The organism is Thioclava sp. DLFJ4-1, from assembly GCF_002020145.1.
Lineage (GTDB): Bacteria > Pseudomonadota > Alphaproteobacteria > Rhodobacterales > Rhodobacteraceae > Thioclava > Thioclava sediminum.
In genome coordinates this window covers 1048758-1073523 of sequence record NZ_MPZT01000001.1, presented here as the reverse complement: position 1 = coordinate 1073523, position 24766 = coordinate 1048758, and the positions used below count along the sequence as shown (strand labels likewise).

Below are 24766 nucleotides of genomic sequence, written 5' to 3'. Positions count from 1 at the left end.
GGCGGCTCCTGTGAGAACGTCGGCGAACACATCCGCGATATGATCCGGCGCGACAAGGAGGGGGCGGGGCAGGAGGCAACTCGATCACGTTGTCCGCGGCGCAGCTGTTCCGACTTGAAAGGCCTTCAGACCGGCGCGTAGCTTGAACGCGAAGACCCAACCACCCGGAGGCCCTATGCGCTGGCTCTTTCGCGCTCTCGCTCTCGTCGTTCTGATCGCCCTGAGCCTCGGGGGGGCGCTCCTGCTGATCCCGTCGAAGAAGATCGCCCAGATCGCGGAGGCACGGTTCGAGGCCGCAACCGGGCGCAAGATGACGCTGAGCGGGGCGGTCCATGCAACGATCTGGCCGCAGCTTGGCGTGCGCACGGGGCCGGTCGAGATCGCGAATGCGGATTGGTCCAAGGACGGGCCGATGCTCTCGGCCAAGGGGCTCCAGATCGGTGTTGATCCGGGCGCGCTGATCGGCGGTGAGGTTCGCGTCTCCAAGGTCGACGTGCTCTCGCCGAACATCCTTCTCGAGCGGCGCAAGGACGGGACCGGGAACTGGGGGTTTACGCCACCGGCCGCGGCCACCAGCACTCAGGCCGCGCGCCCGAGCCCGGGCGAGGGCGGCGGGATAACGGCTTTCAGCCTCGACAAAGGGGAGATCAGCGACGGATCGGTGAGGTGGATCGATCATGCGAGTGGCCAGCGCCTTGCGCTCAGCCACCTCGATGCGAGCCTCGCGCTTCCGTCCTTCGACGGTCCAGCGCGCCTTGACCTGACAGGGCAGGTCGAGGGCAAGGCGCTGAAGGTCAATGGCACGCTCGAAAGTTTCGCGTCCTTCCTTGCGGGCGATCCGGCCCCCACCGATCTTGCGCTGACCCTCGACGCGTCGTCGATCGGCTTCAAAGGCACGTTTGGGACGGCACCCTTGGCGGCAAAAGGGGCGCTCACCGCAAGCGTCAAGGATCCAACCGCGCTGGCTGCGATCTTCGGACAGACCGCGCGAGATCTGCCGAAGGGGCTGGGGAGTGACACGATTACCGCGAAGGGCGATGTGACACTGGGCGCGGATGGCGCGATGCAACTGCGCGGTGGCAAACTCACGCTCGACGGCAATGCGCTGAGCGTGGCGGGCGATCTGTCCTTCGCGAAAGGCAAGCCGCGGATCGATGCCCAGATCGACGCGGGCGCGCTTGATCTCTCGGCGCTGACCGGGGCGTCGGGCAAGGCTGGCGCAGGCGGGTCCTCCTCCGGCTCTGGCTCTGGCGCCAGTGGCTGGTCAACCACGCCGATCGACGCCTCGGGCCTGAGAGCGCTGGATGGAAAGATCGCCCTCGATGCGAGTTCCATCGATTTCGGCACTGCCAAGCTGGGCCCGACCAAAGCGCAGATCACGATCGACAACGGCCGCGCGGTGGCAGATCTGCGTCAGGTCTCGGCCTATGGCGGCAGCGTCACCGGGCAAGTGGTGGCCAATGCGCGCAACGGCTTCTCGGCCTCCGCCGATCTGGTGGCCAAGGGCGTCTCGATGCAGCCGCTTCTGAGCGATCTGGCCGATTACACGCGGCTGGATGCGAAGGCGGATCTTGCGGTGAAACTCCTGGCCTCGGGCAACAGCGAGGCCGCGCTGGCGCGCTCGCTTTCGGGCTCGGGCAATGTCGCCTTCGGCAAGGGGGCGCTGGAGGGGCTCGATCTTGTGGGGATGCTGCGCACGCTCGATCTGAACTACGTGGGGGAGGGGGCGAAGACGATTTTCGATCAGATCACCGCGAGCTTCACCATCGCCAAAGGGGTGCTGTCGAATGACGACCTTGCGCTGAAAGCACCGCTTCTGAGTGCTGCGGGCAAGGGGCGGGTCGACATCGGGGCGCAGAGCCTCGATTACACCGTCACGCCGACCGCGCTCAGCAAGGCCGATGGCACGGGTGGGGTGAAGGTGCCGCTCTCGATCACGGGGCCCTGGGCGAAGCCGAAATTCGGCCTCGATATGAAGGCGCTCTCGGGCGACAAGGTCGATGCCGCGAAGCAAGACCTGAAGGCGAAAGCGGAGGCCGAGATCGCCAAGAAGCTCGGGATCACGCCGCAGGAGGGCCAGAGCACCGAGGATGCCGCAAAGCAGAAGCTCAAGGAGGAGGCCGCGAAAGGTCTGCTGAAGCTCTTCAAGTAGGGGGCTTCTATGTTCGTGGCAGTGCTTCGTTCATGACAAGGGGTCTCGAGAGGTTCACCCCGCATGTCTGCTGGATGGGATCGTCTCATCCAGACCGTCGATCGCTCGCAGTTTCGGCAGGGGGCTGGAGCGATTTGCTTTGAGAAATGCGCAAAATGCCTCCACGCCCCCCTTAACGTCCGCTATCCGAGCCCCATTCCCGACAGGTTTGACCTGTCCGGATGTGGCGCGCTTGACGCATTCCCCTATCCCGGACTACCGTCTCACCATGAACACGAAAACCACCACGTCGGAGATTACCTGCTCGATATCGTGAGCTGCGCCCGTAACCGGGTGCCTATCGGTGTCGAGATTTCAATCAGGTCATTTTCAAGCGATGGTGGTCGCCATGACGCAGAAGCGCGTTCAAGTTCTCCATAAAAAGCCCCTTTCAGCAAGCCTGGCCCGGTCGACGGTCATGAGCAAAACAAATACCGCTTTCGTAAAGCGGTGGGGTCGCATGTTCCCGAGCGACGAGTCTCGAGATGATTGCGGTGACATTTTCGACGGTCCGTCGAAAGAGTGGCGTGAGCGAAATAAGCGTGAAAATCATCGGATTTTTCGCGCTGTAGAGCGACTTGTCGATCAGAAATTCAGGAACACTTTCGAGGTCGACAAGAATATCAGCGACACGTCCGTCAAACGTATGCATCACCTTTATACGCATGGCGCTAGACTTGCGGGGCCGGAAGCCGCGGAGTCCGTTTATGATCTCGCGGCGGTGTTGCATGCGCAGGCGCCTTGGCTTGCAGAGGTGTCGACCTCGATCATGAACCAGGGGCTCGCGCATATTGCGGCTGGAGGCGTCGGGTTGCGCTTCGACCCGATGATCCTCGTCGGATCGCCAGGATGCGGGAAGACCCATTTCGCGCGGCTTGTTGCTGAATTTGCGCGCACGCCGCGCGCGATCATCGACGTGGGGGCCGGGGGTGCCGGGTTCCGGATCGCAGGCGTTGAACATGGCTGGTCCTCTGCCAGGTCAGGAGTCCCGGTCGAGTTGATCTCGGAAACCGCGGTTGCGAACCCGGTGATCGTTGTAGACGAGGTCTGCAAGGCGGGCGGCGCCATGCACTCTGCAGACAGGTCGGCAACGTCTCTGACAACATCGCTGCTACAGGTCCTTGAGCGGTCGAGCGCAGAGCACTTCGTCTGCCCGTTCTTGCGCACGCGCTTCGACCTTAGCCATGTGAACTGGATCCTGACCGCTAATTACGAGCACCAGATTCCCGCGCCGCTTCTCGACCGGTGTCAGGTGTTTCGTGTCGATGCGAGCAAGCCTGAGCACCTCGTGGCGTTCTTCAACCGTGCGGCCGGAGACGATGCCGAGCCGGGAGAGCTGGAACGCGTGGGCGCCTTCATCGAGGAGATGTGCGATGCCGGGCGTCCTCCGAGCCTGCGGCAGATCGGGCGTCTTGCGAAATCTCTGCGCGCAACCAGACGCGATAAGTTGATGTGATTGCCGCCAATTTCCTCGGGAAGCGAGGAGCGGAAAGAATGACGAAAGCTCTGATCGTGGCGGATCTTCATTTGGACATGTGGTCCGAAGCCGGTCGAGATGCCCTTGAGCGTCTCGATTTTAGCGACGTTGGGCTGATGATTGTCGCCGGGGATCTCACGAACAAGCCGAAGGTCAGATGGAAGCAGGCGTTCGAGAGGATCGGGCAGCAGGTCGATCTCGAGCGCGTGTATGTCGTGCCTGGAAACCACGACTATTATCATCACGCGCTTGACGGTGATGACCGGCTCGAGCAGATCGCGCGCGACGCTGGGGCAAACTTCGCGCAGAAGCGAGAGATCATCCTAGGGAGCAAGCGATATCTTTGCTGCACGCTCTGGACGGACTTCCAGGAGGGGCCCGGAACTCTCGAGGGCAGGGATGTTGAAGCCCGAGAGAAAATGAACGATTACCGCTACATCCGGGTGGCGTCAGCCGGATACAGAAAGGCTCGGCCGGCTGATACGATCGCGAAACACCGCGAGCATCTCTCTTGGCTGCGCTCAAAGCTGGCCGAGGGTTTTGATGGGGAAACCGCGGTTGTCACCCATCACGCGCCGACCTTTGACGTTCTCCCAGGAGGACAGAAGCTCAGCTGGTGTTATGCGAGTGACCTGATGGATCTCATTCACGAATATCAGCCGAGCGAATGGTTCTTCGGGCATACGCATCACCGAACTGAGCTCCTTGTCGGTAAGACGCGGGTCGTGAACGTGTCGATCGGATATCCGTTGCAGAACATGGGTGGCGCTGCCGAAGGTAAGAAGCCTCGGGTCCGAATGTATCCGAAGGGGCGTCGAGTGTGAGTTCAGCTCTTTCGTAGGAAAGAATAGGGCGCGTAATTTGGTGCCTTTGCCGGTGAAACCTCGGTTTCAGTGATAACGCTGATGATTGTGTTGGCGAGATCTATGCGTCTAGACCTGCGAGCCGACCGTCACGGCGCCTAGCTGTGCTGAAAGGCGCGGGCCCCTCTCTTTTGCTCGGGCCTACGCAATCGCCACCCAGAGAACATGAAGGGCCATGTAGATCACGATCAAAGAACCGATCGTGTAGAAGGTCGCCCGGACTTCGTGGGTTTGGCGCGTGGCATAAGCCAAGAAATGCGCAAGTCGTGTGGCAACGAACCCATACATCAGAGCCTGCGCGAGCCAAAGTGCGGGGTCGACCATGACGAACAGGAAACCCGCGACCCAGAAGGCTGGAATGTTCTCCAGGTCGTTTCGATGCATGCGCCGAGACCGATCAACATAGTCGTTGATCTCAAGCTGGGCCGGGTCGGGCGCCTTATTGAGAAGGCCACTTTGAACGTCCTCCGGGCTCGCAAGCCCAGAGTTGGTTTTCTGCATCCGGTAGACTGTCATCCAGCCCTGGCCCATCACTTTGAGCACCGTCAGAGCGGCTGCAATCACGTAAGTCGCAAAGACCGGATTTTCCAAGCTCAATAGGGCCATCGCATTCTCCATGGGCCGTTCATTCGGGGTGCGTCACGCCGACGGAACAGCACCTCTTCAAGCTGTCAGATCGTCGAGCTTGGCATCTGGTGCATTGTTTTTCACCGATGTGATGCCATTCTCGCGGGCGGCTTCGCTGCTATAGGCTTCGCTGGTCCCGATAACCTGCCCGTTGGTGGCCTTGAGGTTGAACATCGGTTTGCCCGACGTCGTGGCCTTGCGCTCATAGCGCTCGTCCTGCGGCGCGTTCTTGCGCACGGATGCGATGCCCTGTTCGGCGCTTGCCTTTTGCTTATAACCCTCGCTGGCAAGGATGGTCTCACCGTTCCCGGCTTTCAGTCGAAAGCGGTATTCGCCCGCCTTGTCCTTATAGAGTTCGAATTTTCCAGCCACCTGTCTGTATCCTTTTGAAAACTGCTTACGCGATCAATTTGAAGCGAGCAGTCCTTCGTTGGCAATGCCTTTCGGATGCCCCCAATCGCCCACACGGCCAGATTGCAGGGCCATTCGTTCGGCGTTGAGCGCAATCAATGTCGCGATGCGCCATCGCTGTGATGCTGAAGCGTGAGCACCGAGGGGGTATGACATGGTCAAGAAAATTCTCATCGCAACCGACGGTTCGGACGCGTCAAATCGCGCGGTGGAGCTCGGAGCGGATATCGCCGCGCGCTTCAGGGTGCCGGTCGTGCTGCTCCATGTTTTGTTGCGCGATCACCTCTCGGAGGGGCTGCGGCACATGGCCGAAATGGAATACGAACCCGCGGAGGGTGGTCGGACCCTCTTCGAAGCGGTTTCGGCGCTGCCCCATGCCCGCTTCCCCCTCGCAGATCTCATACCGAGGAACGCCCGGACCGAGGACGAGTTGCTGCGCGCCGTGGCAAAGCGCATCCTCGATGTCGCGGAACGCACGCTGCATGATCATGGCGTGGAGGGCGTGGAAAGTCTGACCGCGGATGGCGATGCCGCCCGCCGGATCGTTGAAGCTGCCGAGGACACCGGCGCAGACATGATCGTGATGGGCGCCCGGGGGCTATCGGACCTCAAGGCGCTGATTGTTGGAAGCGTTTCTCAAAAGGTCCAGCACCTGTCTCCCGTGACCGTCGTGAGCGTCCGCTGATCTCGAGACATGGCCTGAGCGGAGGCGGCGGCCTCGATGGGCGTCCGAGCAGAGCTACGATCACGCGCAATCGTCAACTTCTGACTATGCGCTCTGGACCATGCCCATGGGCCGACATCAAAATCAGCCCATGGTTCTCGTTCTGCGAGGTCGCGAAAGCTCAGTGGACCTTCTGATTTTGTGCCGTTCTGAACTTCGAAATCAGAAGGAGATATGCATCGAGGCTCTTACCTGTTGGCTATGTGCGGAAGCGAGGTCGGAGGTGAACTGATAGCCCAGCTCGAAGTCCATGTTCTGATCGACCGTTCCGCGCAGCGACAGCCCGAGGGTCAGGGCATCCTGCGATTGCGTATCCCCGGCGAAGGAGTAATCCATCGTTCCGAGATCGGCGTAACCGAGAGTTTGCGTGAAGCCACCGTTGAACGCATGCCGGTATTCCAGCTGCGCGCCGGGTGTCAGGGTCCCCCAGTCGCGACGCATGTCATATTCGGCCGTGATCCCGATGACGCTCGAAGCTGTCGTGTTTTCGAGCTTTCCGTAGTCTAGCGCCCAAACCGACGAGCCGGTTTCCGAGTAGCTGTCCAGCGACAGTTTCACCACGTCGAGGCGGCCATAGCTCGACGTGCTCCATCGTCCCAATTGCCCGAGTTGCGATAGGCCGAGCGAGCCGAAGAGCATATGGCCGCCGCGCTCGCCCGAAAGCATCACGCCGCCGTCGGTCGAGTAACGGTTTTCCCGGAAGTTCAGCTTCCCATAACCGCCTGTCGCATCGAGGAAGAGATCGGGCTTCATCTGCCATGTGGCGTAGAGCGAGACGGTTTTCGCCCGCGAGCGCGACTTGCTTCCATCCGGCCCGAAGGTCGTCCGGTTATATCCGAAGCCAAGCGCGGCCCCTGCGGCGATGTCGCTGCCGAAGACCCGGTCGACACCGAGCGTGATCCCCTGCGTCGAGAGCTTGTTGGTATAGCCGCCATCGACCTGATCCCTGCCGAAATCGAGCGTGCCTGTCGCCCAGATACGGTAGGGCAGATCAGAGCCGTTCTGTGCGGGTTGCAAAGCGCGGGAAACGAGATCGATGACCTGCTCCGGCTCCGAGGAGCTCTCCGAATTGGTGGCGGCCGGATCGAGCAGGTAATTCGTGCTCGGCGTGGTCGCCCCTTGGGCTGCCGAAGCCTCCGGCGCACCGCCTGTCCCCGCAAAGGCTTGGGATGTCGTTCCCCAACCGGTGCGGCTTCCGCCCGAGCGCAGCATGCCATGAAGCGTGTCGAGACGCCGATGGGTGTTGTCGATCTGGGTTTGCCCGAAGCGGTGCGATGTCGAAACCTGCGAGACGATCATGCTTCTCACGGTCGGATCGAGCTCAGGGGCAGGGCGGCCGTTGACGGCCAAGGACTGTGCCGCCGAGCTCGCGGGCGCATTGGCGGCATCCCCGGAGTAATCCGCGGTGATCGAATGCGAACCCGTCGAGAGCGTGCGCGTGGTATAGCTCGCCGTCGAGCCGGATAGCGCGACCGTCGCAATCGCGGTGCCACCGTCGCGGAAGATGATGTTGCCGGTCGGCGAGGCGCCGCTCGTTACACTCGCCGTCATCGTGACCGGAACGCCTTGCAGCGCGCTGCTCGACGAAAGGGTCAGCGATACTCCGGTCGCGGCTTTCGAGACGGTAAAGCCCGCGTAGCTTTGTTGATCGGTATTCCCCGCGCCATCTTTCACCTGCACCGTGAAATCATAGGACCCGGCCGTTGTCGGCGTTCCGCTCAGGACACCACCACTGCTCAGGCTGATATTGGCCGGAAGGGTGCCCGAGGCGATCGAGAACGTGTAAGGCGCGTTGCCGCTCGTAGCCGTGATCGTCTGATTGTATGGCGTGCCGACCATTGCGCCGGGCAGGCTCGTGGTGGAGATCACCGGCGAGGCGGCCGTCACGTTGAACGCGTAGTTTTGCGTTCCGGTATAGGGCCCCGTGCCGGTCGAGCTGTCAGTGGCGGTGATGGAAAAGTTGAAGCTGCCGTAGCCCGTCGGCGTGCCGGAAAGCACGCCGCCTGACGAGAGGGTCATGCCAGTGGGCAAGGTGCCAGAAACGGAATAGGTGTAGGGGGAGGTGCCGCCACTCGCGGTGATCGTCTGGCTGTATGCCGTATTCTGCGCCGCATCGGGCAAGGTCGTCGGCGCCACGGAGATCGTCGGTTGGTTTACGGTCAGCGTGTAGGTTTTCGTGGCGTTCGCCGGTGATCCTGTGCCGGTGCTGCTATCGGTTGCCTTCACTGTGAAGGAGAAAGTGCCGCCCGCAGTCGGTGTGCCCTTGAGGGTCCCGGAGGTCGTGAGGTTTACGCCTGCAGGTAGGGATCCCGATTGAACCGTAAACGTGTAGGGTGCGATGCCGCCACCGGCCTTGATCACCTGACTATAGGGGCTCCCCACAGTCGCATTGGTAAGAGAAGCTGGCGAGGTAATGCTTATCGTCGCTGAGGCGATCGTCAGCGTGAAGGACTTCGTCACCTTGAAGGGCCCGTTCCCGGTGCTGGAATCGGTGCCTGCGACAGTTAACTGGAAAGTGCCGCTGACCGTGGGTGTGCCGGAAATCGTGATGGATGTGCTGTTGAAGGCTGTGACGCTAAGACCAGCGGGGATGCCGAGGATCGAATAGCCGATATAGGGGGCCGTGCCACCCGAGAAGGTGAAGGTCTGGCTGTAGCTCTGTCCGACGGTTGCGCTGAACGACCCGCTGGCGGCGATGCTCAGGGTGGGATTGCTCACGGTGATCGAGGCGGTCGCCGCGTTCGAAGTTCCGGTGGAATTGGTGCCGGTATAGGAAAAGCTGTCCGCCCCGGCATAGCCGGCGGTGGGCGTGTAGGTGATCGAGGTCCCGCTGACGCTGGTCGTCCCGTGGGAGGGCTGCGAGGTCACCGCAACCGAAGTCGGGGTGCCGCCGCCGGAAAAGTCGAGCGGGATGCTGTTGGCGCTGCTGCCATAGGCAACCGTCTTCGAGACCGCGCCGGCCACCGGGGCTGCAGGCCCCGAGCCGGTGTAGGCCACGGTGATGATGCCGCCGTTATAGGTTGCCGTATCGAGCCCATTGACCGTGACGATCGGGATGATCTCCAAATTCGATGTGTCGCTCGACGTCGTTACATAGCGCGCCGTGCAGGTGACCGTTGCGTTCGTCTGGTTCGTGCCTGGCGGGCAAATGGTCTGAACCGAGCCGGCGGGAAACGCCTGAAAGGTGATCGAAGCGGAATTGTAGGCGTAAGAGTCCGTGTTGAAGGTGACGCTCAGATCGATGGTCTGGCCCGCGCCGGAGAAGGTCGTCGGAGATGCGGTCGGCGTGCCCACGAAGGTGACGGCGGCGGCGGCCTGCCCGAAGAAGATCAACGCCGTTGCGATCCCGAGGGCGCGCAGCCCCGTGCGCATTTTTTGGTCCAAGCGGCTGGCTGGATTGTCGCTCTGAGTGGATTTGGAGGTTGCCGTAGCGGCAGGTTCACGACATGCGACAAGACGCGCGAACAGGCGCGCAAGCTTGTTGAAAGCTTCCATTTGAAATTGTCCCCGTTTGGCCCCCACAGGCCTGAATTTATTGATTTTCGGCGCGTTGACGTAACGTGCGTCTCATCCCTGTTTTCAATCAGGTGGATAAGTTCGTGGCTGTCAAATCACTAACGTTATTATCACCGATACGTGATACGGGCATTTCTCGCCAAGGCGGTATCTTCCCGGTCGGATCGCAGGGTTTCGCTGCGGTTAGCCCGGATGGCCCGATATCCTCTTTCTCGGTGACACAACTCGCTTCAGTCGCTGGCCTGTTTATGCTCGCGGAAGATCGTGAAAACGCCGCTCGCGATGATGATCGCCGCGCCCACGACCGTCATCGCATCGGGGCTCTCACGCCAGATGAGCCAGCCAAAGAGCGTCGCCCAGAGCAAACCGGTGTAGTCCAGAGGCGCCACGACGACCGCAGGCGCGAAACGGAAGGCCTGCGTGATCATCGTCATCCCGGCGGTGCCGAATATCGCGAGCCCCGCGAAAAGCCAGAGATCCTCGGACCGCACCGGCACCCAGACGAATGGCACGATCAGCGCACTCAGCAGCGCGCCTGCGCCCGTCAGGTAGACAAGCAAAGTCCACACGCTCTCGCGGCTGTCCACCCAACGGGCGCTGAGCATCAGCAGGGCATAGACAAGTGCCGTCGCGACTGGCAGCAGTGACACCAGCTGAAACGTCGCGCCGCCCGGGCGGATGATCACGAGAACCCCGAGAAACCCGACCAGCACGGCGAGCCAGCGCCGCCAACCGACCTCTTCCCCGAGGAAAGAGGCTGAAATCACGGTGATGAAGAAGGGGGCGACGAAGATAAGCGCGGTCGCCTCTGCCAGACCGAGATGGATGAAGCTGGTGAAGAACATCATTGCGGCCCCAACCCAGAGCGCACCGCGCAGCAAATGCGCAAGCGGCCGGTGCGACCGCAAGGCTTTGGGGCCACCGAAGAGCAGCGCGATCACGATGGTGGCCGGCAGGGCGATCACGTTGCGCAGGAATAGGATCTGCAGGGGGGAATAGCCGGCGGTCAGTGCTTTCGCGAAGGCGTCATTGGCGCTCAGACAGGCCACGCCCACGCACATCAGGAAGATGCCCTGCGTGTAAGGTCTCGGCGCGTTGGAAACCGCAGAGCTCATCGTTGCCTCCCTGATTGGACCAGCCCTACGAGGAGGGGTCAAACGAGCCAGACCTACACTGTCGGAGGGAGCGCGGAAAGCGCGACATGGTTCTTTGGAGTTCGCCTGCGAGATTAGTCGCCTCTCCCTCAGAGCTTCAGCTTGTATCCGACATGGGTCGGTTCAAATCCCAAACGGTCATAGAAACGATGCGCGTCCGGACGGGCCTTGTCCGTGGTGAGCTGAATCAACGAACACCCGCGCGCCCGGCATTCGCCGATCGCCCAGGCAAACATCGCCTCACCAAGCTTGCCGCCCCGATGGTCGCGCGCAATCCGCACCGCCTCGATCTGTCCGCGCCAGGCGCCCTGTCTGGCGAGGCCGGGCAGGAAGCTGAGCTGCAATGTTCCGACGACCGCTCCCTTGCGCTCGGCAACGACCAGCAGCTGGTTAGGGTCGCTTTCGATTGCGGAAAAGGCCGCGCGGTAGGCCTCTGGCAGGGGCGCGCGCAAATCCTCGCGCGTGGCCCCCAGCGGATCGTCGGCCAGCATCTCGACGATCTCGAACAGATCGGTCTCGCGGGCCGGGCGAATGGTCAGTGCTGTATCGATCATGGTCTTGTCCTCCTTCAAGGGTGGCAAACCCAAGCGCGTCGGCTCCAGCCCGAACCTTGTCACACCTGTCCGGCGATCGTGACGGTCGCGCCGAGGTAGCCGATCGAGGCGGCAAGTGCGGCCACCCAGCGCAGATGGTTCCAGCGGGTCCAGTCGCGCGTGTAGCTGGCCCGATAGGCATGTGAGTCGGGGCTTCGGTGCTCCATGCGGTCAAGCCGCTGATTCATCGGCACGTTCTTGCGGGCGGTGACCGCCACGACGCCGAGGATGTAGAACCCGGCGGCCGCGGCGAGCCAGAGCGCCACGTCAGGTCCCGCAAGGTATATCCCGACGACGGCGAGCAGGATCGAGACAAGGGCCAGCCCGAGCAGGAGCGTGGCGAACAGCGACCGATAGACCTCACGGTTTATCATCTGCATCGCTTCGATCCCGGCTGCGGGCTCGGCCCGTCCGAGCGCGCGTATCACGAAATCGGAAAAGGAGAGAAACACCCCTGCGACGAGGCCCGTGGCAAGCGTTGCGGCGACGAGGCTGACTTCGAAGAGTTGTTGGATCATCGGGGTGTCTCCTTTTGGAGCGTTCAGTTGGGGGTGCCGGCGGCGCTGTGAAGGTGGCAGCGCTCGAGGAAAGTCAGCCTTTTGGATGCCCTGCACGGCAGACTTCCCCGGTCATATCGATCACGCCCGGAAGCGCCGCGCTGGCACGGCAGGCTCAGCGCGCGGGCTGCGCCGTGGAGAGTCCGGGTGCCCGCTGCCAAAGGCGGGGGCGGAACGCGGCGAGGCAGAGCGCGGCGAGGATCAGTTCCACGATGAGGGCGCCGATCACGTTGCCCGAGGGCATCCCGTCCGCGATCAGTCCGACCAGCCGTCCGACCGGAAAGGCGATGAAGACCGTCAGGGTCGCCGCGATCGCGATGGGCAGGGCTGCCTGCCGCCAGATGCCGAGCAGCATCAGAAGACCGAACCCCGCGAGCCCGGCGCCGGGCGCGCGCAGTTCGCTCAGCAGGTTGGCGTCGTCGCCCAACGTGATGCCGTAGCTGGCGTAGAAGGCGTGCGGCACGAACAGGATGGACGCGCCGATGGTGAACGCGGTGAGGCCGGAGAGGCCGAGCGCGATCTTCTCGAACAGGGTGGGGCTCATGTCATTTTCCTTTCGTGGGGCGGTATCAGGCAGCGCTTGTCCAGGCGCCGGTTCGGGCGGCGGCCCGGGCGAAATCTGCAAAGTCGCGGGGCGCACGGCCGAGCGCGCGCATAACGCCGTCCGCGGTGTGGGCGTTGCGCCCGTCCAGCGTTTCGCGCGCGATGGCCGTGAAGACGTCGGCGACGAAATCGCCGCCAGCCTGCGCGACGGCCTCGTGGAATGCCTCGAAGCTGATCGGGATGTGCCGGATCTCGCGCCCGGTGGCCCGCGAAAGCTCGCCCGCCATGTCGGCAAATGTCATCAGCCGCGGTCCCGTCACCTCGTAGAGTTCGCCCTTATGGCCGTCTTCGGTCAGCGCGGCGACGACGACTTCGGCAATGTCGTCGATGTCGATGATGGGCTCGGCGACATTGCCGCCGGGCATCGGAAGAACGCCGGAGAGGAGCGGGTCGCGAAGGTAGCCCTCGGAGAAGTTCTGCGCGAACCAGGCGGCCCGGACGATCGTGAAGTCGATGCCGGACTTGCGCACCACCTCTTCGCCCAGCCGGGCGTGGTGTTCGCCGCGACCGGAGAGCAACGCGAGGTGTTCGACGCCAACGTCGCGGGCCGTCTCACAGAGGGACTCGAGCTTTTCCACCGCTCCGGGGAAAGCAAGGTCAGGAAAGTAGGTGACGTAGGCTGCGCGCGCTCCGCGCAGGGCTGGCGCCCAGGTCTCGGGGGCGTCCCAATCGAAGGGCGTTGCAGAGCTGCGCGAGCCGCGGCGCACGGGAAGGCCCCGCGCCTCGAGGCGGTTGGCGACACGGCGGCCGGTCTTGCCGGTGGCGCCGATGACGAGAATCTCCCGGTCTTGCATGGGCTGTCTCCCTGGCTTCGGTTTCGATAACCAAGGGATATGCGCAGGGAGGCAGCGCGGTCTTGACCGGTGAGGCCATCCTTTTGACCGCCGTCGCCAACGCGCCCGTCAGCGGTGGGTCATATCCTTGCGGTAGCTCGCCGGCGTCGTGCCGACCCAGCGCTTGAACGCGCGGGTAAAGGCGCTCTGCTCGGAGAACCCGGTGAGGAACGCGATTTCAGCCAGGGAATGGCTCTCGTCGCGCAAAAGCCCTTCGGCAAGGTTGCGGCGGGTTTCCTCGGTGAGCCTCTGAAAGTTCACCCCGTGCTCGGAGAGGCGCCTGTGAAAGGACCGCGCACTGAGCCCAAGGCTGCGGGCGATCTCGGCCATCTTGGGTGCGCCCTCGCTGAGGGCTTGGGCGATTGCGGTTTTCGCCTGCAAGACGAGCGCGGGCTCCTGCGTGATCTCGGCCATTTCCGCGTCGAGATGCTTCGCTAGATATTTCGAAATCCCCTCGTCGCCGAGAATATTGGGCCGGGCCAGCGTCTCGTTGTCATAGAAGATCGCGTCGAGATCGGCCCCGAAGCGCACCGGACAGCCGAACCAATCTTCGTGTGCGGTAATCGAGCGCGGAGCGGGATGCCGGACAAGCACTTCCACGGGCGCGAGGGGCACTGGTGAGACCTGCCTTGCGATGGACACGGCGCTCGCAAGGGTCGCCTCGTTCGACAGCCGCATACCGAGGCGCCGCTCGCCTTCACGGTGCAGGATGAAGAGGGTGCCCCCGGCCTCCGGCCGCAGCTCGTATTCGACGACGCTGGTCCAGAGACGCGCGTAGCGTTCGACCCGCGCGTAGGACGCTCGGAGCGTCGTTGCGGCCTTGAAGGCCAGTCCAAGCGCACCGTATTCATCAAGCCGCATCGAGGCGCCCGTACGCAGCGGAAGATCCGTCACGTCGATCCGATCGGCAATTTTCTCGAGCATGTCGTAGTAACGCTCGGCGGAAACCATCCGCCCGGCGTTCCAGGGATCGTCAGGAGCAATCCCGACGCTGGCCAGCATCGCGGCAGCGTCAACGCCACCGCCCGCTGCGGCAACGATTTTGCGTGCGAAGAGAGACGTCACATACCCCATGCCCCGTATCCTACGGTGCGCGTGGTGAGCCGCCAAGCTCACGTTGGCCCCGAGCGCGCGGCGGGCAGGGTGGCCTCTTTTCGCCGCCCTTTCCAACCAACATGAGAGTGCAGGAGGAAGGTCCCGGCCCGAACCGGACCTTCGTTGCTGAAGCTTATGTCGCGACGCGGCTTCGTCTGAGCCAACATTCCCGCCTCTGGCCTTGAAGCTCGAATTTTGGATCGAATTCATGCAGCGCAAGACGCCCCACCTTGGAGAGATGTGGGAGTCTTATATCGCTACATCGAGCCGCAGCTGGTCGATGTCCTTCTTGGGAGGATTTCCGAACAGCCGGGAGTATTCCCGGCTGAACTGCGAGGGGCTTTCATAGCCAACTTGGAAGGCCGCGCTGGCTGCATCGAGATGGTCGTTGAGCATCAATTGGCGCGCCTCGTTCAGACGGAGCCATTTCTGGTATTTGAGCGGGCTCATCGTGGTGAGCTCGCGGAAATGCTGGTGAAAGGTCGAACTGCTCATCTGTGCGCGGGCCGCGAGGTCGTCCACCCGGAGGGGTTCGGCATAGTTGAGCTTCATCCAGTTGAGCAGGGCGAGAATGCGTTGGTTCGGGCTACCGGCGGCGACGAAGGACCACAAACGGTCTCCCTGATCGCTGCGCAGGAGCCGGTAGTGGATTTCCTGCCGGATCAGTGGCGCAAGAACAGGGAGGGCCTCGGGCTCGTCGAGAAGCGCCACGAGCCGCTCGAGCGGGGCGAGAAGGTCAGAGGTCATGGTGCCCACCGCGACACTGCTGCGCTCCTTTGCGTGAGAGGGCGGTGGCGTAACGTTGCGCGCGACCATCTCGGCCAGCATCCGCTGATCGAGCTTCAGGACCAGCCCTAGGCAGGGCCGTTCTTCGCTCGCCTCGATGATCTGCGTCTGCCCGGGGATTTCCAGCGAAGTGATCAGAAAGCCGGACGGGTCGTATCGATGCGGTGCGCCGCCCACGAACATCTGTTTGGCCCCTTGCGCCACGACCAGAAGCGCGGGTTCGACCAGGCAGACATCCGGCTCGGTCGGGCGCGTGCGCCGGAAGAAGCTCAGATCGGGGAGAGGGGTCGAGACATCTTCCGAACCCTCGGCCCATTTCGCGATCATCGCGGCGAGGGCGTCGTGCGAGTGTCCATATCGGATGGTCTGCTCATTCATCGGCATCATGCCCCGTCTGCAGCTCGGAGCCGCCCGCAGGCGGCTCCGAGCATTTTATCACAGGTTCTCGGTGAAGAAGCTGGTGAATTTGTCGAAGGGGATCTTGTCGACCTGATCGTAGAGATCGGTGTGGTTCGCATCTTCGACGATGAACAGCTCTTTCGGTTCGGCCGCGGCGGCGTAAGCCGTCTCGCTAAAATAGAGCGAATGCGCCTTGTCGCCGTGAACGAACAGGCTCGGACGCGGCGAAATCTCGTCGATATAGGTCAGGAGCGGCATGTTCATGAACGACAGGGGCGTCGTCAGCGTCCAGGACGCGTTCGAGTTGACCGACCGGGGGTGGAAGCCGCGCTCTTCGGACTTGTAGTAGCCGGCGTATTCCACGACGAATTGCGGCTCGCCGCCCTGAAGTTCGAGCGAGACCGGGCCATAGGCCGGAGCGCCGTTTTCCGCGTCGACCCAGCGCTGCTGACCGAGCGCCTCGAGAGTTTCCGCGCGCTGCTCGGGCGTGTTGCTGTCGAAGTAGCCTTTGGCCATCATGCGGCTGATGTCATACATCGTGGTGACCGCCACGGCCTTGACCCGCTTGTCCACCGCGGCTGCGTTCAGGCCCATACCGCCGAAGCCGCAAATCCCGAGGATGCCGATGCGCTCGCGATCGACCGACGCCAGCAGGCCGAGATAGTCGACGGCAGCGCTGAAATCCTCGGTGTTGATGTCGGGCGATGCGACATTGCGCGGGCTGCCGCCGCTTTCGCCTGTGAAGGACGGGTCGAATGCCAGGGTCACGAAGCCGCGCTCGGCGAGCGTCTGCGCGTGGATGCCGGAGGATTGCTCTTTCACGGCGCCAAACGGGCCGCTGATCGCGATTGCGGCGAAGGGGCCGTCGCCCTTGGGGGCGTAGAGATCGCCCGCCAGCGTGATGCCGTAGCGGTTGGTGAAGGTGACCTTGCTGTGGTCGACCTTGTCGCTTTTCGGGAAGGTTTTGTCCCAGTCTTGCGTGAGTTCCATCATGTGTCCTTTCGAGATCGACGCGCCAATCTGCGTATCGGCGTTGCACTCGAAATAAGTCCCGAAGGCCGGAGACAGGTATATCATTCCGGGGGTATTCTTGCCTGATCCTCCGAAAGCGCATTGTCTTTCGCTTCTCTGGTTGCGAGGTGTCGTTTCAGGATGCCGGTCTCATCGGAACGGCGCTATCGCGCTTTCTCCCCAAAGGCACTCTCGACCCGAAAACTCCCGCTGCGGATGGTCCAGAGTCCTCAGGCACAGCACGGGTTTCATCGGTCTCAGCTTGTATCCCGAATTTACAAATCGAAGTTTTCAAGAAACTGCCCTAAATACGCCAAAAGCATCGGCGAAGAGTTGCAAGATGTGGTCAGGAGGCGAGACATGGATAATCTGCATAAGATCGAGGACCTATTGCAACGTCTGAACCGGGTCTGCGATTGGACATTCGCGTTGGGCCTGCATGTTCGCTTTGCTAGTCCGACCCTTAGCTATCTCACCTACCCAAAAGAGTGGGTCGATTACTACACTGAAAAAGAGCTCGTTTTTGTGGATCCGACCGTCCGCTGGGCGATCTCCAATCAGGGCATTTGTGACTGGGAAGATCTCGCCGACGGTGACCAGAGTGACGTGTTCGGCGCCGCCGCGCGTTTCGGATTGCGCTTCGGAAAAGTCATTGCGCTTGGGGAGCTGGACCGCTCGCTCGGCTTCTTTGCCCATCCGTCTCGTCCGATCACGCAGGAGGAGATCGAGCAGGCTCAAACATTGATGCAGGAGCTTCACGATGTGACCCGCGATGCGCTGGACATGTCCGAGGAGGAGCTTGAGAAATTGCGTCAAATTATCGTGCCAGCGTAGCTGGTCGTTTGAAGGCCGGGCGCAATACGGTCGGGGCGCGTCGCCCGTCTCGAGCCCGGCGCGGCTATCGTTCTCGTGTCGGTCTGGGCCAGGCAGCGAACGAACCGTCCGCGCGTTGCCAATAGCTTCCGTGCCCGACCTCTCGTCGGCTTTCGCCCCGCATATGGGCTGACAATCCTCGCAGAGACTGCGTTCTCCCTCAGGTTGCTGTTCCGGCGGCGGTGAGGCTGACGGAGCGCAAGTGCTGGCAAGGTGAAAGATCCGCGAAGGAGAGGCGACACCTCAAGCTGATATGGGGTTGGGCGCGACTGCGTTCTTGATAGGGTCGCTCCCTTCGCTCGCAATTGCTTCACGCAAAGGGGAACGGGCGCGACTTCAATGTCGATGCGGAACACGTATCTTTATAAGTGGTCTGGGGGCAGGCGAGCGACCGTCAAATCGAAGTCACTGGGCCGGGAGCCCGCAAGGAATATCAGGAGGTCCCCAATGACGAGCAGGAAGTTTACAAGCGCACTTTCAAGCACCGTTCTCGCTGTGCTGCTCAGTTCGACCGCGGCATCGGCAGGCTTTTTCTCGAGCTTTTCGCAGCCTCGCCAAATTCCCGCGAACGCTCAATTTCAGGATGGCACTTGGACCGGGTCTCCGGTCCGCCAGTATTACGGCTATGTGCAGGTGCAAGCCCATGTGAAAAATGGGAAAATCGCCTCCATCGACATCCTGAGATCGCCGACGGATCGCAGGACGAGCCGCTATATCAACAGCAAGGCGCTGCCGATGCTCGAGCGCGAGATCGTCATGGCGCAGAATACCAACGTCTCTTACATTTCCGGCGCAACGCTCACCAGCCAGGCGTTCCTGAATTCGGCAAATGATGCGCTGCTGAAATCGCTGAAATAGTCCGGCCATGACCGTCGAGACGCGGATCATCATGGGAATGCCGATCACGCTCGACATCCCGAATTCCGAGGGCGCAGACATTCACGAAAGGGTGTTCGACGTCTTCAATGACGCGGATAAACGCTTCAGCCCCTTCCGCCCTGACAGCGAAGTTTCGCGCTTCAATTCGGGCGAGATCGATGCGCCCGCACTCAGTTCTCAGATGCGCGACGTCCTGAAGATCGCCCATGACATGCAAGAGATCACGGGCGGGTATTTCGACATTAGGTGCGAGGATGGAACCATCGATCCCTCCGGTGTCGTGAAAGGATGGGCGATCCTCGGTGCGGCCCGACTGCTCGAGAGAGACGGGTTCGGGAATTTCTGCATCGATGCGGGCGGAGACATTCAAGTCGGCGGGCGCGATGCGCGCGACCGGGAGTGGTCGATCGGCATTCGCAATCCCTTCGATCCGCGCCAGATCGTCAAGGCGATCGCGCCAAGAGGGCAGGGCGTGGCGACGTCGGGCAACTACGTCCGTGGCGATCATATTTATGACCCGCATGACCGAACCAGCCGCATCGAAGGCCCCGTCAGCATCACCGTGATCGGGCATGACGTGCTCGTCGCGGACCTACACGCCACGGCGGCCTTCGCGATGGGCGACAAGGGCATCTACTACATCGAAGCCCTCGATGGCCTCGAAGCCTACCAAATCCACCAGGATGGAACGGCCGTGCAAACGACCGGTTTCAAGGAGTTTGTCTTCTCATGATGAAACTGATCAGGCGTTCGCTGAATGGCGTCACGATGTATCGATTGATGGTCTATTACCTCGGGATCCTGTTTCTGGGCGGGATTGCGGTCGGCATGATGGGAGCGGCCTTCCTCGACCCTGTCGGGCTGGTCGTGTCGCTCGTGCTCTCTGTCGCGAGCGCCTGGGTGACGAACCGGCTTTTCAGCTTGTTTCTGAAGCTGCCGACGAACGCGGAATCCGTCTATATCACGGCCCTGATCCTCGCGCTCATCATGCCGCCCGCGGATTTCGCCGATCCGATGACACTGGCCGCGATCGTGCTCGCATCGGTCGCAGCGATCGCGTCGAAATTCATCCTGACGCTCGGGCATAAGCACATCTTCAATCCGGTGGCGATCGGCGCGGTCGTCGCGGGGCTAGCGCTCAACACCCCGGCCTTGTGGTGGGTCGGGGGCACGCCGCAGCTGTTGCCTCTGGTGATCCTCGGAGGGCTGCTCGTCGCCTACAAGATCGAACGCCTTGGCATGATCGCGGTCTACATCCTGTCCAACCTCGCCGCCGTTCTGGTAACGACGCCTCCGGGCATGATGGGAATGGCGCTGCAACAGACGCTCCTCTATTCGCCGCTGTTCTTTGCTGGTTTCGCAATGCTGACGGAGCCGCTGACGGCCGCGCATGGTCGCTGGTCGCGGCATGTCTACGCCACCATCGTCGGGGTTCTGTCTTCCTCGAACATCCATATCGGGACGATGTACTTCTCCCCCGAAATGGCCTTCCTCGTGGCGAATATCTACGCTTGGGCCGCCAGCCCCAAAGGTCGGTTCAAGATGAAGTTGATCGGTGTCGAGGAGATCGCCGCGAACTGCTACGAATTCGTCTTTCAGTCGGATCGCGCCCTGAAATTCCGGGCGGGCCAGTATCTCGACTGGACGCTGGGGCTGTCGGGGTCGGACAAGCGCGGCAACCGCAGGCCCTTCACCATCGCCTCCGCGCCCGGGGCCTCGGCCGTGCGGGTTGGCGTCAAGTTCAACCCTCAGGGAAGCGCGTTCAAGCGGGGGCTTTTGCGGTTGCAGGAAGGCGACACGATTTACGGCTCCCAGATCGCGGGCACATTCGTCCTGCCGCGGCAGCGCGAGAAGAAGCTTCTGTTCATCGCGGGCGGGATCGGAATTACCCCGTTTCGCAGCATGATCGCCGACCTCCTCGAACGCGGAGAGAAACGCGATATCGTTCTGGTCTACGCGAACAGGTCAGCAGACGAGATCGCCTATCGAGAGCTTCTGACACGCGCGCGCAACGAATTGGGGATGAAGGTGGTCTACGCGGTGTCCGGAGAACCCGGCTCCGCCATATATGACGATGTTACGCTGGTGCAGGGCCGGATGGACGAGACGAAGTTGCGCGAATGCGTTCCCGATCTGGACGAACGGCGCGTCTATGTGTCCGGCGCGAGCACCATGGTCTCCGGGTTTCTGAAGATGCTGCGCAAATGCGGCGTGCGTCGCAGATGGATTCACACCGATGCCTTTGCCGGGCTGTGACGGAGGCGGCCTCGTTCTGGAGAGCATGCCGCGCTGTCCTGAAACCCTCGATGAGAGCTGGATGAGCCGGCGGATGCCGGATCTTCCGGTGCAGGCCGGAAGGTCACGGGGACGAGCCTGCGCGCAGGGGCATCAGGCCCATGTCGATGGCTCAAGCTGGAAGAGTATCGACAGCTGTTCATAGACTGCAGGTTCGGCGTGTTTCAGCTCTGCCGGTCGCTCGAAGAAGGCCTCGACCAGAACCGCGAAGAACTCCTCCGGCCCCTCGGCGCCGTAGGCGTCTATCACGGTGCGCCGCCCGTGTCGGACGTGCTGAACATGGCGCTCGTAGGCCTCGGAGAATGGCACCGCCCAGCCCGCGAAGCTCTGCTCTTTGCTCAGCACCGGAATGCCGTCCGTGTGACCTGAAAGATCGTCGAGCTGGTGGGCGAACTCATGCAGGACGACGTTGTGGCCGTCATGATCGTTGGAGGCGCCCCACCGGGTGTGCTTCCAAGACAGAACGACCGGACCGCGCGCCCAGCTCTCCCCGGTCCGGATGGTTTCGCGCTCCGTCAAAACATAGCCGCTGCGCTGAGCTTGTCTGGACTTGAAGGCCCCGGGATAGATCAGGATGGTGCGAAGGTGATCGTACCAGCTGTCTGAATTCACGACGAGAAGACAGGCTTGGGCGGCGATGGAGAGCCGCATTTCCTCGGTCACTTCCAAGCCATTGCAGCCGAGGAATTCGACCTGATCCAGAAACAGGCTGATCTTGCCGTCGAGCCGAGCTTGCAGGTCGCCCGGCAGTCTTCGGATTAGCGGAACCTGCTGCTTCACGATCCGACGCTGACGCTCCGGCAGCGCAGTCGTCAGCAGTTGGGCGCGCTTATGCCGCTTGAGCCAGAAGAACGCTCCAACGGCGCCTGCGACGATGACCATGAGGATCAGGAATATCGGCATTACCGCTGTCCAATCTGGGCTGGTGTATCTGATGGCGTAGATAGTCGCTGAGGACAATGCAACCGCGCTGTCTTGCGTCTCTTCTTCAGTGCGCTGGCCGCGAGAGCTTTTGCGGAGGGACATGAACGCCCGCTTTTCTGCAACGCCACTGCTTTGATCGTGCAGAGATGTCGCAGGGGACTTGTTGTGCTCTGCGTCCGTGCCTAACTGTCCAAAAGGTATGAGGCAGAGACCTCATGCGATGGAGATTTTATGCAAGAGCCCCGGGCATAAGCCCGTTCCCGATCAAGTGATACGGGAACGCCAGAACCAAAAGAACACTCACGCGCAACGCTGAGTGCCTCTGTTTCTGCACTCTCATAAAATCGAGACCAATCCCTTGAATATCTCAAAGCACGAACAGCGTGTTTTGCATGAACTCGCCCTTGGCGGAGCAATCCACCATGAAAGAGGCGAGGGCGGCAAGATACGCGCCATCACCTGTTACACGCGCGACGGTTACGTCCTTTCGGACTGCACGCTCGACGTGTTTATGCGCCTGAGAAAACGGCGCTTCATCCGCTCGCAGAACGGCCAGCCTTATCGCGTATCGCGGCAAGGCATCAAAGCCGTGCGCGCGCAGCTCAATCAACGATGACAAACCGGAGGAGCATGATCATGCAAACGACAATCTGCTATGACGGTCGACGTGCCCATGAAAAGGATCAGGGCGCTCTACGGGCGCATCGGCGACTGGCTCGGCTGGCTGTCGGTCGGGCTTGTCGGGCCGTTCGGCTTGGGTGCCGTGATCTTTGGGCGTCGCGCGCGAATCGACTAGGATTTACATGAAGAGGGGGAGAGACCGATGGGCTTGCGACAGAAGAGAAAAGAACTGGTCGGACTGGTCGGCGCAATCGGCGTGGTGATCGCGATTGCCGGATTTGTCGGCGGCTACCTGAGCCCCGGCGCCACGATCGTCTGGACCTTGGGGGTCTGGATCGTCGGCACGATGCTGGTCCGTGTGTTCACCGATCCCCCCGGACCCGGCAAATGAAGGCCATGACCTATCACCGCTACGGCGGGGCCGAGCAGCTGCGGCTTGCGGACCTGCCGGTGCCCGAACCGGGCAAAGGCCAGCTTCGGCTCCGGGTAAGCGCCTGCGCTGTGAACCTGTCGGATTGGGAATATCTCACGGGCGCGCCGTTCTATGCGCGAATGGTCGGCGGGTACTGGCGGCCGAAGCAACCGGTGCTTGGCTCGGATGTCGTGGGGATCGTCGACAAGCTCGGTCCCGACACTCCCGGCTTCGCGATCGGCGACCGGGTCATGGGGGATGTCGTCATGACCCGCGGCGGCTTCGCCGAATATGTCTGCGTGCCCTCTGAGCTGATGGTGAAGGTGCCCGAGAGCCTGTCCGACGCGGTCGCCGCCTGTTTGCCGCAGGCGGGCGGCATCGCCGTCGCGGGGACCGAAAATGTCACGGCAGGGGACAGGCTCCTGATCAACGGGGCCGGGGGTGGTTCGGGCACTATGGCGCTGCAACTGGCGAAGCAGGCGGGGGCCTTCGTGAGCGCGGTCGACAATGGCGGCAAGGTCGACTGGCTGCGCGCGCTCGGTGCCGACGAGGTGATCGACTATCGCGCACAGGACTTTACCGAGACCGGGGCCACCTGGGATCGCATCCTCGACATGGTGGCGACGCGCGGGCCACGCCGCATTGCGAAGGCGCTTGCGCCGGGTGGCATCTACCGGGCGGTCGGCGGCGAGGTCCGCGTGCTCTTGTCGCTCCTGCTCGGTGGGGCGATCTACCGGGGGCGGCACAAGTCGATCGGAATGCTGATGGTGCCCTCGGGGCGTGAACTGACCGCGCGCGTGGCGGCGCTGGCACAGGCGGGGCGGATCGCGCCGCATCTCGAGGCGGAGCTGCCGCTGGCCGAGCTGCCGGAGGCACTGGCGCGCACCGGTCATGGCGAGGTCAGGGGCAAGATCGTGATCCGCCCGTCCTGATCCTAGGGGATGTCGATCCTGACGATCCCGGTCTTCTGCCCGGTCTCGACATAGCGGAAGGCCTCGACGATCGCGTCCAGCCGATAGCGCCGGTCGAAGACGCCCCGGAACCGCCCCTCGGCCATCAGCCCGGCGAGGCGTCGCACGAAGCCCGGGGCATTCTCGGGAAAGGGAAGCCGCACGCGCTTGCTGCCGGTGAGCGCGCACCAGCCGGAGAGAAACAGGTGGGACCAGCCGGGGCCCAGATCGGTCGCCGTGAAGACGCCGTCGGGCGTCAGCAGCGGGCGACAGGCGCGCCACGAGGTCTTGCCCACCGCGTCCATGACAAGGTCGAAGCGCTCGCCGATCGCGGTGAAATCCTCGGTCTCGTAATTCACCACCCGGTCGGCCCCCAGGCTCTGGGCCAATTCGAGGTGACGGGTTCCGACGACCGCCGAGACATGCGCCCCACGCACCTTGGCAAGTTGAACCGCCGCCGAGCCGATGGCGCCGGAGGCACCGTAGATCAGGCAGCGGGCGCCCTCGGACAGCAGGCTGGTGGTCGCGTCGGCATACCATGCGCCTTCGCCCACGACGGCCTCGTCGAAGGTGAGATCGCCCGGGATCCGCGCCAACGGTCCATCGGCGGGCAGGCAGAGATATTGGGCATGGGCTCCGAACCTCTCGGGCGACAGGCCGAACACCCGCTCCCCGGGCCGGAAGGCGCTCACGCCATCGCCCAAGGCGTCGACCACGCCGGCGAAATCCATCCCGAGCGTGGGCATCTTCGGTCGCAAGAGCCCCGTCATCGCCCGCGCGAAGAAGGGGTGGCCGCGCAGCGTGGCCGTGTCGGTCCGGTTCACCGTTCCGGAATGCACGCGCACCCGGATTTCGCCCGGTGCGGGCGCCGGGATGGGCACGTCGTCCAGCCAAAGCGTGTCAGGCGCCCCATAGCGGTCGCAAAGCACCGCAGTCATCGTGTCCGCGTCGGTCATTTTTCCAGACTATCAG

General features: G+C 62.5%; 25 protein-coding genes. 12 read left to right on the top strand and 13 right to left on the bottom strand.

Going from position 1 to position 24766, the window contains the following annotated elements:
• The first annotated feature begins 175 nt into the window (after window positions 1-175).
• From BMI85_RS04860 to BMI85_RS04850, 3 genes are all read left to right on the top strand, one after another.
• Window positions 176-2152 carry an AsmA family protein gene (locus tag BMI85_RS04860; protein WP_078599744.1) on the top strand — a complete coding sequence of 659 codons (1977 nt, stop codon included), beginning with the start codon at window positions 176-178 and terminating at the stop codon, window positions 2150-2152.
• A 388-nt stretch (window positions 2153-2540) separates the two neighbouring features.
• The gene (locus tag BMI85_RS04855) at window positions 2541-3647 is read left to right on the top strand and encodes an AAA family ATPase (RefSeq protein ID WP_168174737.1); all 1107 of its coding nucleotides are present in this window, start codon (window positions 2541-2543) and stop codon (window positions 3645-3647) included.
• 38 nt (window positions 3648-3685) lie between these two features.
• Window positions 3686-4492 carry a metallophosphoesterase gene (locus tag BMI85_RS04850; RefSeq protein WP_078599740.1) on the top strand — a complete coding sequence of 269 codons (807 nt, stop codon included), beginning with the start codon at window positions 3686-3688 and terminating at the stop codon, window positions 4490-4492.
• 180 nt (window positions 4493-4672) lie between these two features.
• On the opposite strand, the gene BMI85_RS04845 is transcribed toward BMI85_RS04850, so the two are convergent.
• Window positions 4673-5137, bottom strand: a complete 465-nt coding sequence (locus BMI85_RS04845) for an MAPEG family protein (RefSeq protein WP_078599738.1) — start codon at window positions 5135-5137, stop codon at window positions 4673-4675.
• 57 nt (window positions 5138-5194) lie between these two features.
• Window positions 5195-5530 (bottom strand): YegP family protein, encoded by a 336-nt coding sequence (locus tag BMI85_RS04840; RefSeq protein WP_078545629.1) that lies wholly within the window; start codon window positions 5528-5530, stop codon window positions 5195-5197.
• Window positions 5531-5723: 193 nt separating this feature from the next.
• Between BMI85_RS04840 and BMI85_RS04835 the strand changes: the two genes are divergently transcribed.
• A complete protein-coding gene (locus BMI85_RS04835) occupies window positions 5724-6254 on the top strand; it encodes a universal stress protein (RefSeq protein ID WP_078599736.1) in 531 nt (176 codons plus the stop codon).
• Window positions 6255-6455: 201 nt separating this feature from the next.
• Here BMI85_RS04835 and BMI85_RS04830 read toward each other — a convergent pair whose 3' ends face one another.
• The 9 genes from BMI85_RS04830 to BMI85_RS04790 form a co-directional block, all read right to left on the bottom strand.
• Window positions 6456-9665, bottom strand: coding sequence for an autotransporter domain-containing protein (locus BMI85_RS04830; RefSeq protein ID WP_168174736.1), 3210 nt, complete (start codon window positions 9663-9665; stop codon window positions 6456-6458).
• Window positions 9666-10039: 374 nt separating this feature from the next.
• On the bottom strand, window positions 10040-10924 hold the full coding sequence (locus tag BMI85_RS04825) for a DMT family transporter (protein ID WP_078599732.1): 885 nt from the start codon (window positions 10922-10924) through the stop codon (window positions 10040-10042).
• Window positions 10925-11052: 128 nt separating this feature from the next.
• Window positions 11053-11535 carry a GNAT family N-acetyltransferase gene (locus BMI85_RS04820; protein WP_246832481.1) on the bottom strand — a complete coding sequence of 161 codons (483 nt, stop codon included), beginning with the start codon at window positions 11533-11535 and terminating at the stop codon, window positions 11053-11055.
• 41 nt (window positions 11536-11576) lie between these two features.
• Complete coding sequence (locus BMI85_RS04815) at window positions 11577-12074, bottom strand: anthrone oxygenase family protein (RefSeq protein ID WP_078599728.1); 498 nt, start codon at window positions 12072-12074, stop codon at window positions 11577-11579.
• Between the two features lie 154 nt (window positions 12075-12228).
• Complete coding sequence (locus BMI85_RS04810) at window positions 12229-12657, bottom strand: DUF4345 domain-containing protein (protein ID WP_078599726.1); 429 nt, start codon at window positions 12655-12657, stop codon at window positions 12229-12231.
• 25 nt (window positions 12658-12682) lie between these two features.
• Window positions 12683-13510: an NAD(P)H-binding protein gene (locus tag BMI85_RS04805; RefSeq protein ID WP_078599724.1), complete on the bottom strand. Its 828-nt coding sequence runs from the start codon at window positions 13508-13510 to the stop codon at window positions 12683-12685.
• Between the two features lie 108 nt (window positions 13511-13618).
• Complete coding sequence (locus tag BMI85_RS04800) at window positions 13619-14623, bottom strand: AraC family transcriptional regulator (RefSeq protein WP_078599722.1); 1005 nt, start codon at window positions 14621-14623, stop codon at window positions 13619-13621.
• A gap of 270 nt (window positions 14624-14893) precedes the next feature.
• Window positions 14894-15808 (bottom strand): AraC family transcriptional regulator, encoded by a 915-nt coding sequence (locus BMI85_RS04795; RefSeq protein ID WP_143594996.1) that lies wholly within the window; start codon window positions 15806-15808, stop codon window positions 14894-14896.
• Window positions 15809-15865: 57 nt separating this feature from the next.
• A complete protein-coding gene (locus BMI85_RS04790; protein ID WP_210402307.1) occupies window positions 15866-16906 on the bottom strand; it encodes an alpha/beta hydrolase in 1041 nt (346 codons plus the stop codon).
• A 294-nt stretch (window positions 16907-17200) separates the two neighbouring features.
• Here BMI85_RS04790 and BMI85_RS04785 point away from each other — a divergent pair, with 294 nt between their 5' ends.
• The 4 genes from BMI85_RS04785 to BMI85_RS04770 all read left to right on the top strand — a co-directional run bounded on the left by BMI85_RS04785 (window position 17201) and on the right by BMI85_RS04770 (window position 20848).
• The gene (locus BMI85_RS04785; protein ID WP_158522098.1) at window positions 17201-17674 is read left to right on the top strand and encodes an autoinducer binding domain-containing protein; all 474 of its coding nucleotides are present in this window, start codon (window positions 17201-17203) and stop codon (window positions 17672-17674) included.
• Window positions 17675-18160: 486 nt separating this feature from the next.
• Window positions 18161-18571: an FMN-binding protein gene (locus tag BMI85_RS04780; protein ID WP_168174735.1), complete on the top strand. Its 411-nt coding sequence runs from the start codon at window positions 18161-18163 to the stop codon at window positions 18569-18571.
• 7 nt (window positions 18572-18578) lie between these two features.
• On the top strand, window positions 18579-19325 hold the full coding sequence (locus BMI85_RS04775) for an FAD:protein FMN transferase (RefSeq protein WP_078599716.1): 747 nt from the start codon (window positions 18579-18581) through the stop codon (window positions 19323-19325).
• Complete coding sequence (locus BMI85_RS04770; RefSeq protein ID WP_210402306.1) at window positions 19325-20848, top strand: hypothetical protein; 1524 nt, start codon at window positions 19325-19327, stop codon at window positions 20846-20848. The genes BMI85_RS04775 and BMI85_RS04770 overlap by 1 nt, the downstream gene beginning before the upstream one ends.
• Before the next feature lie 132 nt (window positions 20849-20980).
• On the opposite strand, the gene BMI85_RS04765 is transcribed toward BMI85_RS04770, so the two are convergent.
• A complete protein-coding gene (locus BMI85_RS04765; RefSeq protein ID WP_246832480.1) occupies window positions 20981-21913 on the bottom strand; it encodes a M90 family metallopeptidase in 933 nt (310 codons plus the stop codon).
• A gap of 256 nt (window positions 21914-22169) precedes the next feature.
• Here BMI85_RS04765 and BMI85_RS04760 point away from each other — a divergent pair, with 256 nt between their 5' ends.
• The 4 genes from BMI85_RS04760 to BMI85_RS04750 are packed head-to-tail and all read left to right on the top strand — an operon-like array spanning window position 22170 to window position 23776.
• Window positions 22170-22427: a YjhX family toxin gene (locus BMI85_RS04760; RefSeq protein ID WP_078519961.1), complete on the top strand. Its 258-nt coding sequence runs from the start codon at window positions 22170-22172 to the stop codon at window positions 22425-22427.
• A 39-nt stretch (window positions 22428-22466) separates the two neighbouring features.
• Window positions 22467-22607 carry a hypothetical protein gene (locus tag BMI85_RS21345; RefSeq protein WP_168174734.1) on the top strand — a complete coding sequence of 47 codons (141 nt, stop codon included), beginning with the start codon at window positions 22467-22469 and terminating at the stop codon, window positions 22605-22607.
• Window positions 22608-22634: 27 nt separating this feature from the next.
• The gene (locus BMI85_RS04755; RefSeq protein ID WP_078599710.1) at window positions 22635-22823 is read left to right on the top strand and encodes a hypothetical protein; all 189 of its coding nucleotides are present in this window, start codon (window positions 22635-22637) and stop codon (window positions 22821-22823) included.
• Complete coding sequence (locus BMI85_RS04750) at window positions 22820-23776, top strand: NAD(P)-dependent alcohol dehydrogenase (protein WP_078599708.1); 957 nt, start codon at window positions 22820-22822, stop codon at window positions 23774-23776. Before BMI85_RS04755 ends, BMI85_RS04750 begins: the two co-directional genes overlap by 4 nt.
• A 2-nt stretch (window positions 23777-23778) precedes the next feature.
• On the opposite strand, the gene BMI85_RS04745 is transcribed toward BMI85_RS04750, so the two are convergent.
• The gene (locus BMI85_RS04745; RefSeq protein WP_246832479.1) at window positions 23779-24750 is read right to left on the bottom strand and encodes an NAD(P)-dependent alcohol dehydrogenase; all 972 of its coding nucleotides are present in this window, start codon (window positions 24748-24750) and stop codon (window positions 23779-23781) included.
• Window positions 24751-24766 lie beyond the last annotated feature (16 nt).

Bases quoted from the DNA above. Each gene is read 5' to 3' on its own strand.
- BMI85_RS04860 (WP_078599744.1), top strand. From the start codon at position 176: ATGCGCTGGCTCTTTCGCGCTCTCGCTCTCGTCGTTCTGATCGCCCTG.
- BMI85_RS04855 (WP_168174737.1), top strand. From the start codon at position 2,541: ATGACGCAGAAGCGCGTTCAAGTTCTCCATAAAAAGCCCCTTTCAGCA.
- BMI85_RS04850 (WP_078599740.1), top strand. From the start codon at position 3,686: ATGACGAAAGCTCTGATCGTGGCGGATCTTCATTTGGACATGTGGTCC.
- BMI85_RS04845 (WP_078599738.1), bottom strand. From the start codon at position 5,137: ATGGCCCTATTGAGCTTGGAAAATCCGGTCTTTGCGACTTACGTGATT.
- BMI85_RS04835 (WP_078599736.1), top strand. From the start codon at position 5,724: ATGGTCAAGAAAATTCTCATCGCAACCGACGGTTCGGACGCGTCAAAT.
- BMI85_RS04830 (WP_168174736.1), bottom strand. From the start codon at position 9,665: ATGCGCACGGGGCTGCGCGCCCTCGGGATCGCAACGGCGTTGATCTTC.
- BMI85_RS04825 (WP_078599732.1), bottom strand. From the start codon at position 10,924: ATGAGCTCTGCGGTTTCCAACGCGCCGAGACCTTACACGCAGGGCATC.
- BMI85_RS04815 (WP_078599728.1), bottom strand. From the start codon at position 12,074: ATGATCCAACAACTCTTCGAAGTCAGCCTCGTCGCCGCAACGCTTGCC.
- BMI85_RS04810 (WP_078599726.1), bottom strand. From the start codon at position 12,657: ATGAGCCCCACCCTGTTCGAGAAGATCGCGCTCGGCCTCTCCGGCCTC.
- BMI85_RS04805 (WP_078599724.1), bottom strand. From the start codon at position 13,510: ATGCAAGACCGGGAGATTCTCGTCATCGGCGCCACCGGCAAGACCGGC.
- BMI85_RS04800 (WP_078599722.1), bottom strand. From the start codon at position 14,623: ATGGGGTATGTGACGTCTCTCTTCGCACGCAAAATCGTTGCCGCAGCG.
- BMI85_RS04795 (WP_143594996.1), bottom strand. From the start codon at position 15,808: ATGAATGAGCAGACCATCCGATATGGACACTCGCACGACGCCCTCGCC.
- BMI85_RS04790 (WP_210402307.1), bottom strand. From the start codon at position 16,906: ATGATATACCTGTCTCCGGCCTTCGGGACTTATTTCGAGTGCAACGCC.
- BMI85_RS04785 (WP_158522098.1), top strand. From the start codon at position 17,201: ATGGATAATCTGCATAAGATCGAGGACCTATTGCAACGTCTGAACCGG.
- BMI85_RS04780 (WP_168174735.1), top strand. From the start codon at position 18,161: ATGACGAGCAGGAAGTTTACAAGCGCACTTTCAAGCACCGTTCTCGCT.
- BMI85_RS04775 (WP_078599716.1), top strand. From the start codon at position 18,579: ATGACCGTCGAGACGCGGATCATCATGGGAATGCCGATCACGCTCGAC.
- BMI85_RS04770 (WP_210402306.1), top strand. From the start codon at position 19,325: ATGAAACTGATCAGGCGTTCGCTGAATGGCGTCACGATGTATCGATTG.
- BMI85_RS04765 (WP_246832480.1), bottom strand. From the start codon at position 21,913: ATGTCCCTCCGCAAAAGCTCTCGCGGCCAGCGCACTGAAGAAGAGACG.
- BMI85_RS21345 (WP_168174734.1), top strand. From the start codon at position 22,467: ATGACGGTCGACGTGCCCATGAAAAGGATCAGGGCGCTCTACGGGCGC.
- BMI85_RS04755 (WP_078599710.1), top strand. From the start codon at position 22,635: ATGGGCTTGCGACAGAAGAGAAAAGAACTGGTCGGACTGGTCGGCGCA.
- BMI85_RS04750 (WP_078599708.1), top strand. From the start codon at position 22,820: ATGAAGGCCATGACCTATCACCGCTACGGCGGGGCCGAGCAGCTGCGG.
- BMI85_RS04745 (WP_246832479.1), bottom strand. From the start codon at position 24,750: ATGACCGACGCGGACACGATGACTGCGGTGCTTTGCGACCGCTATGGG.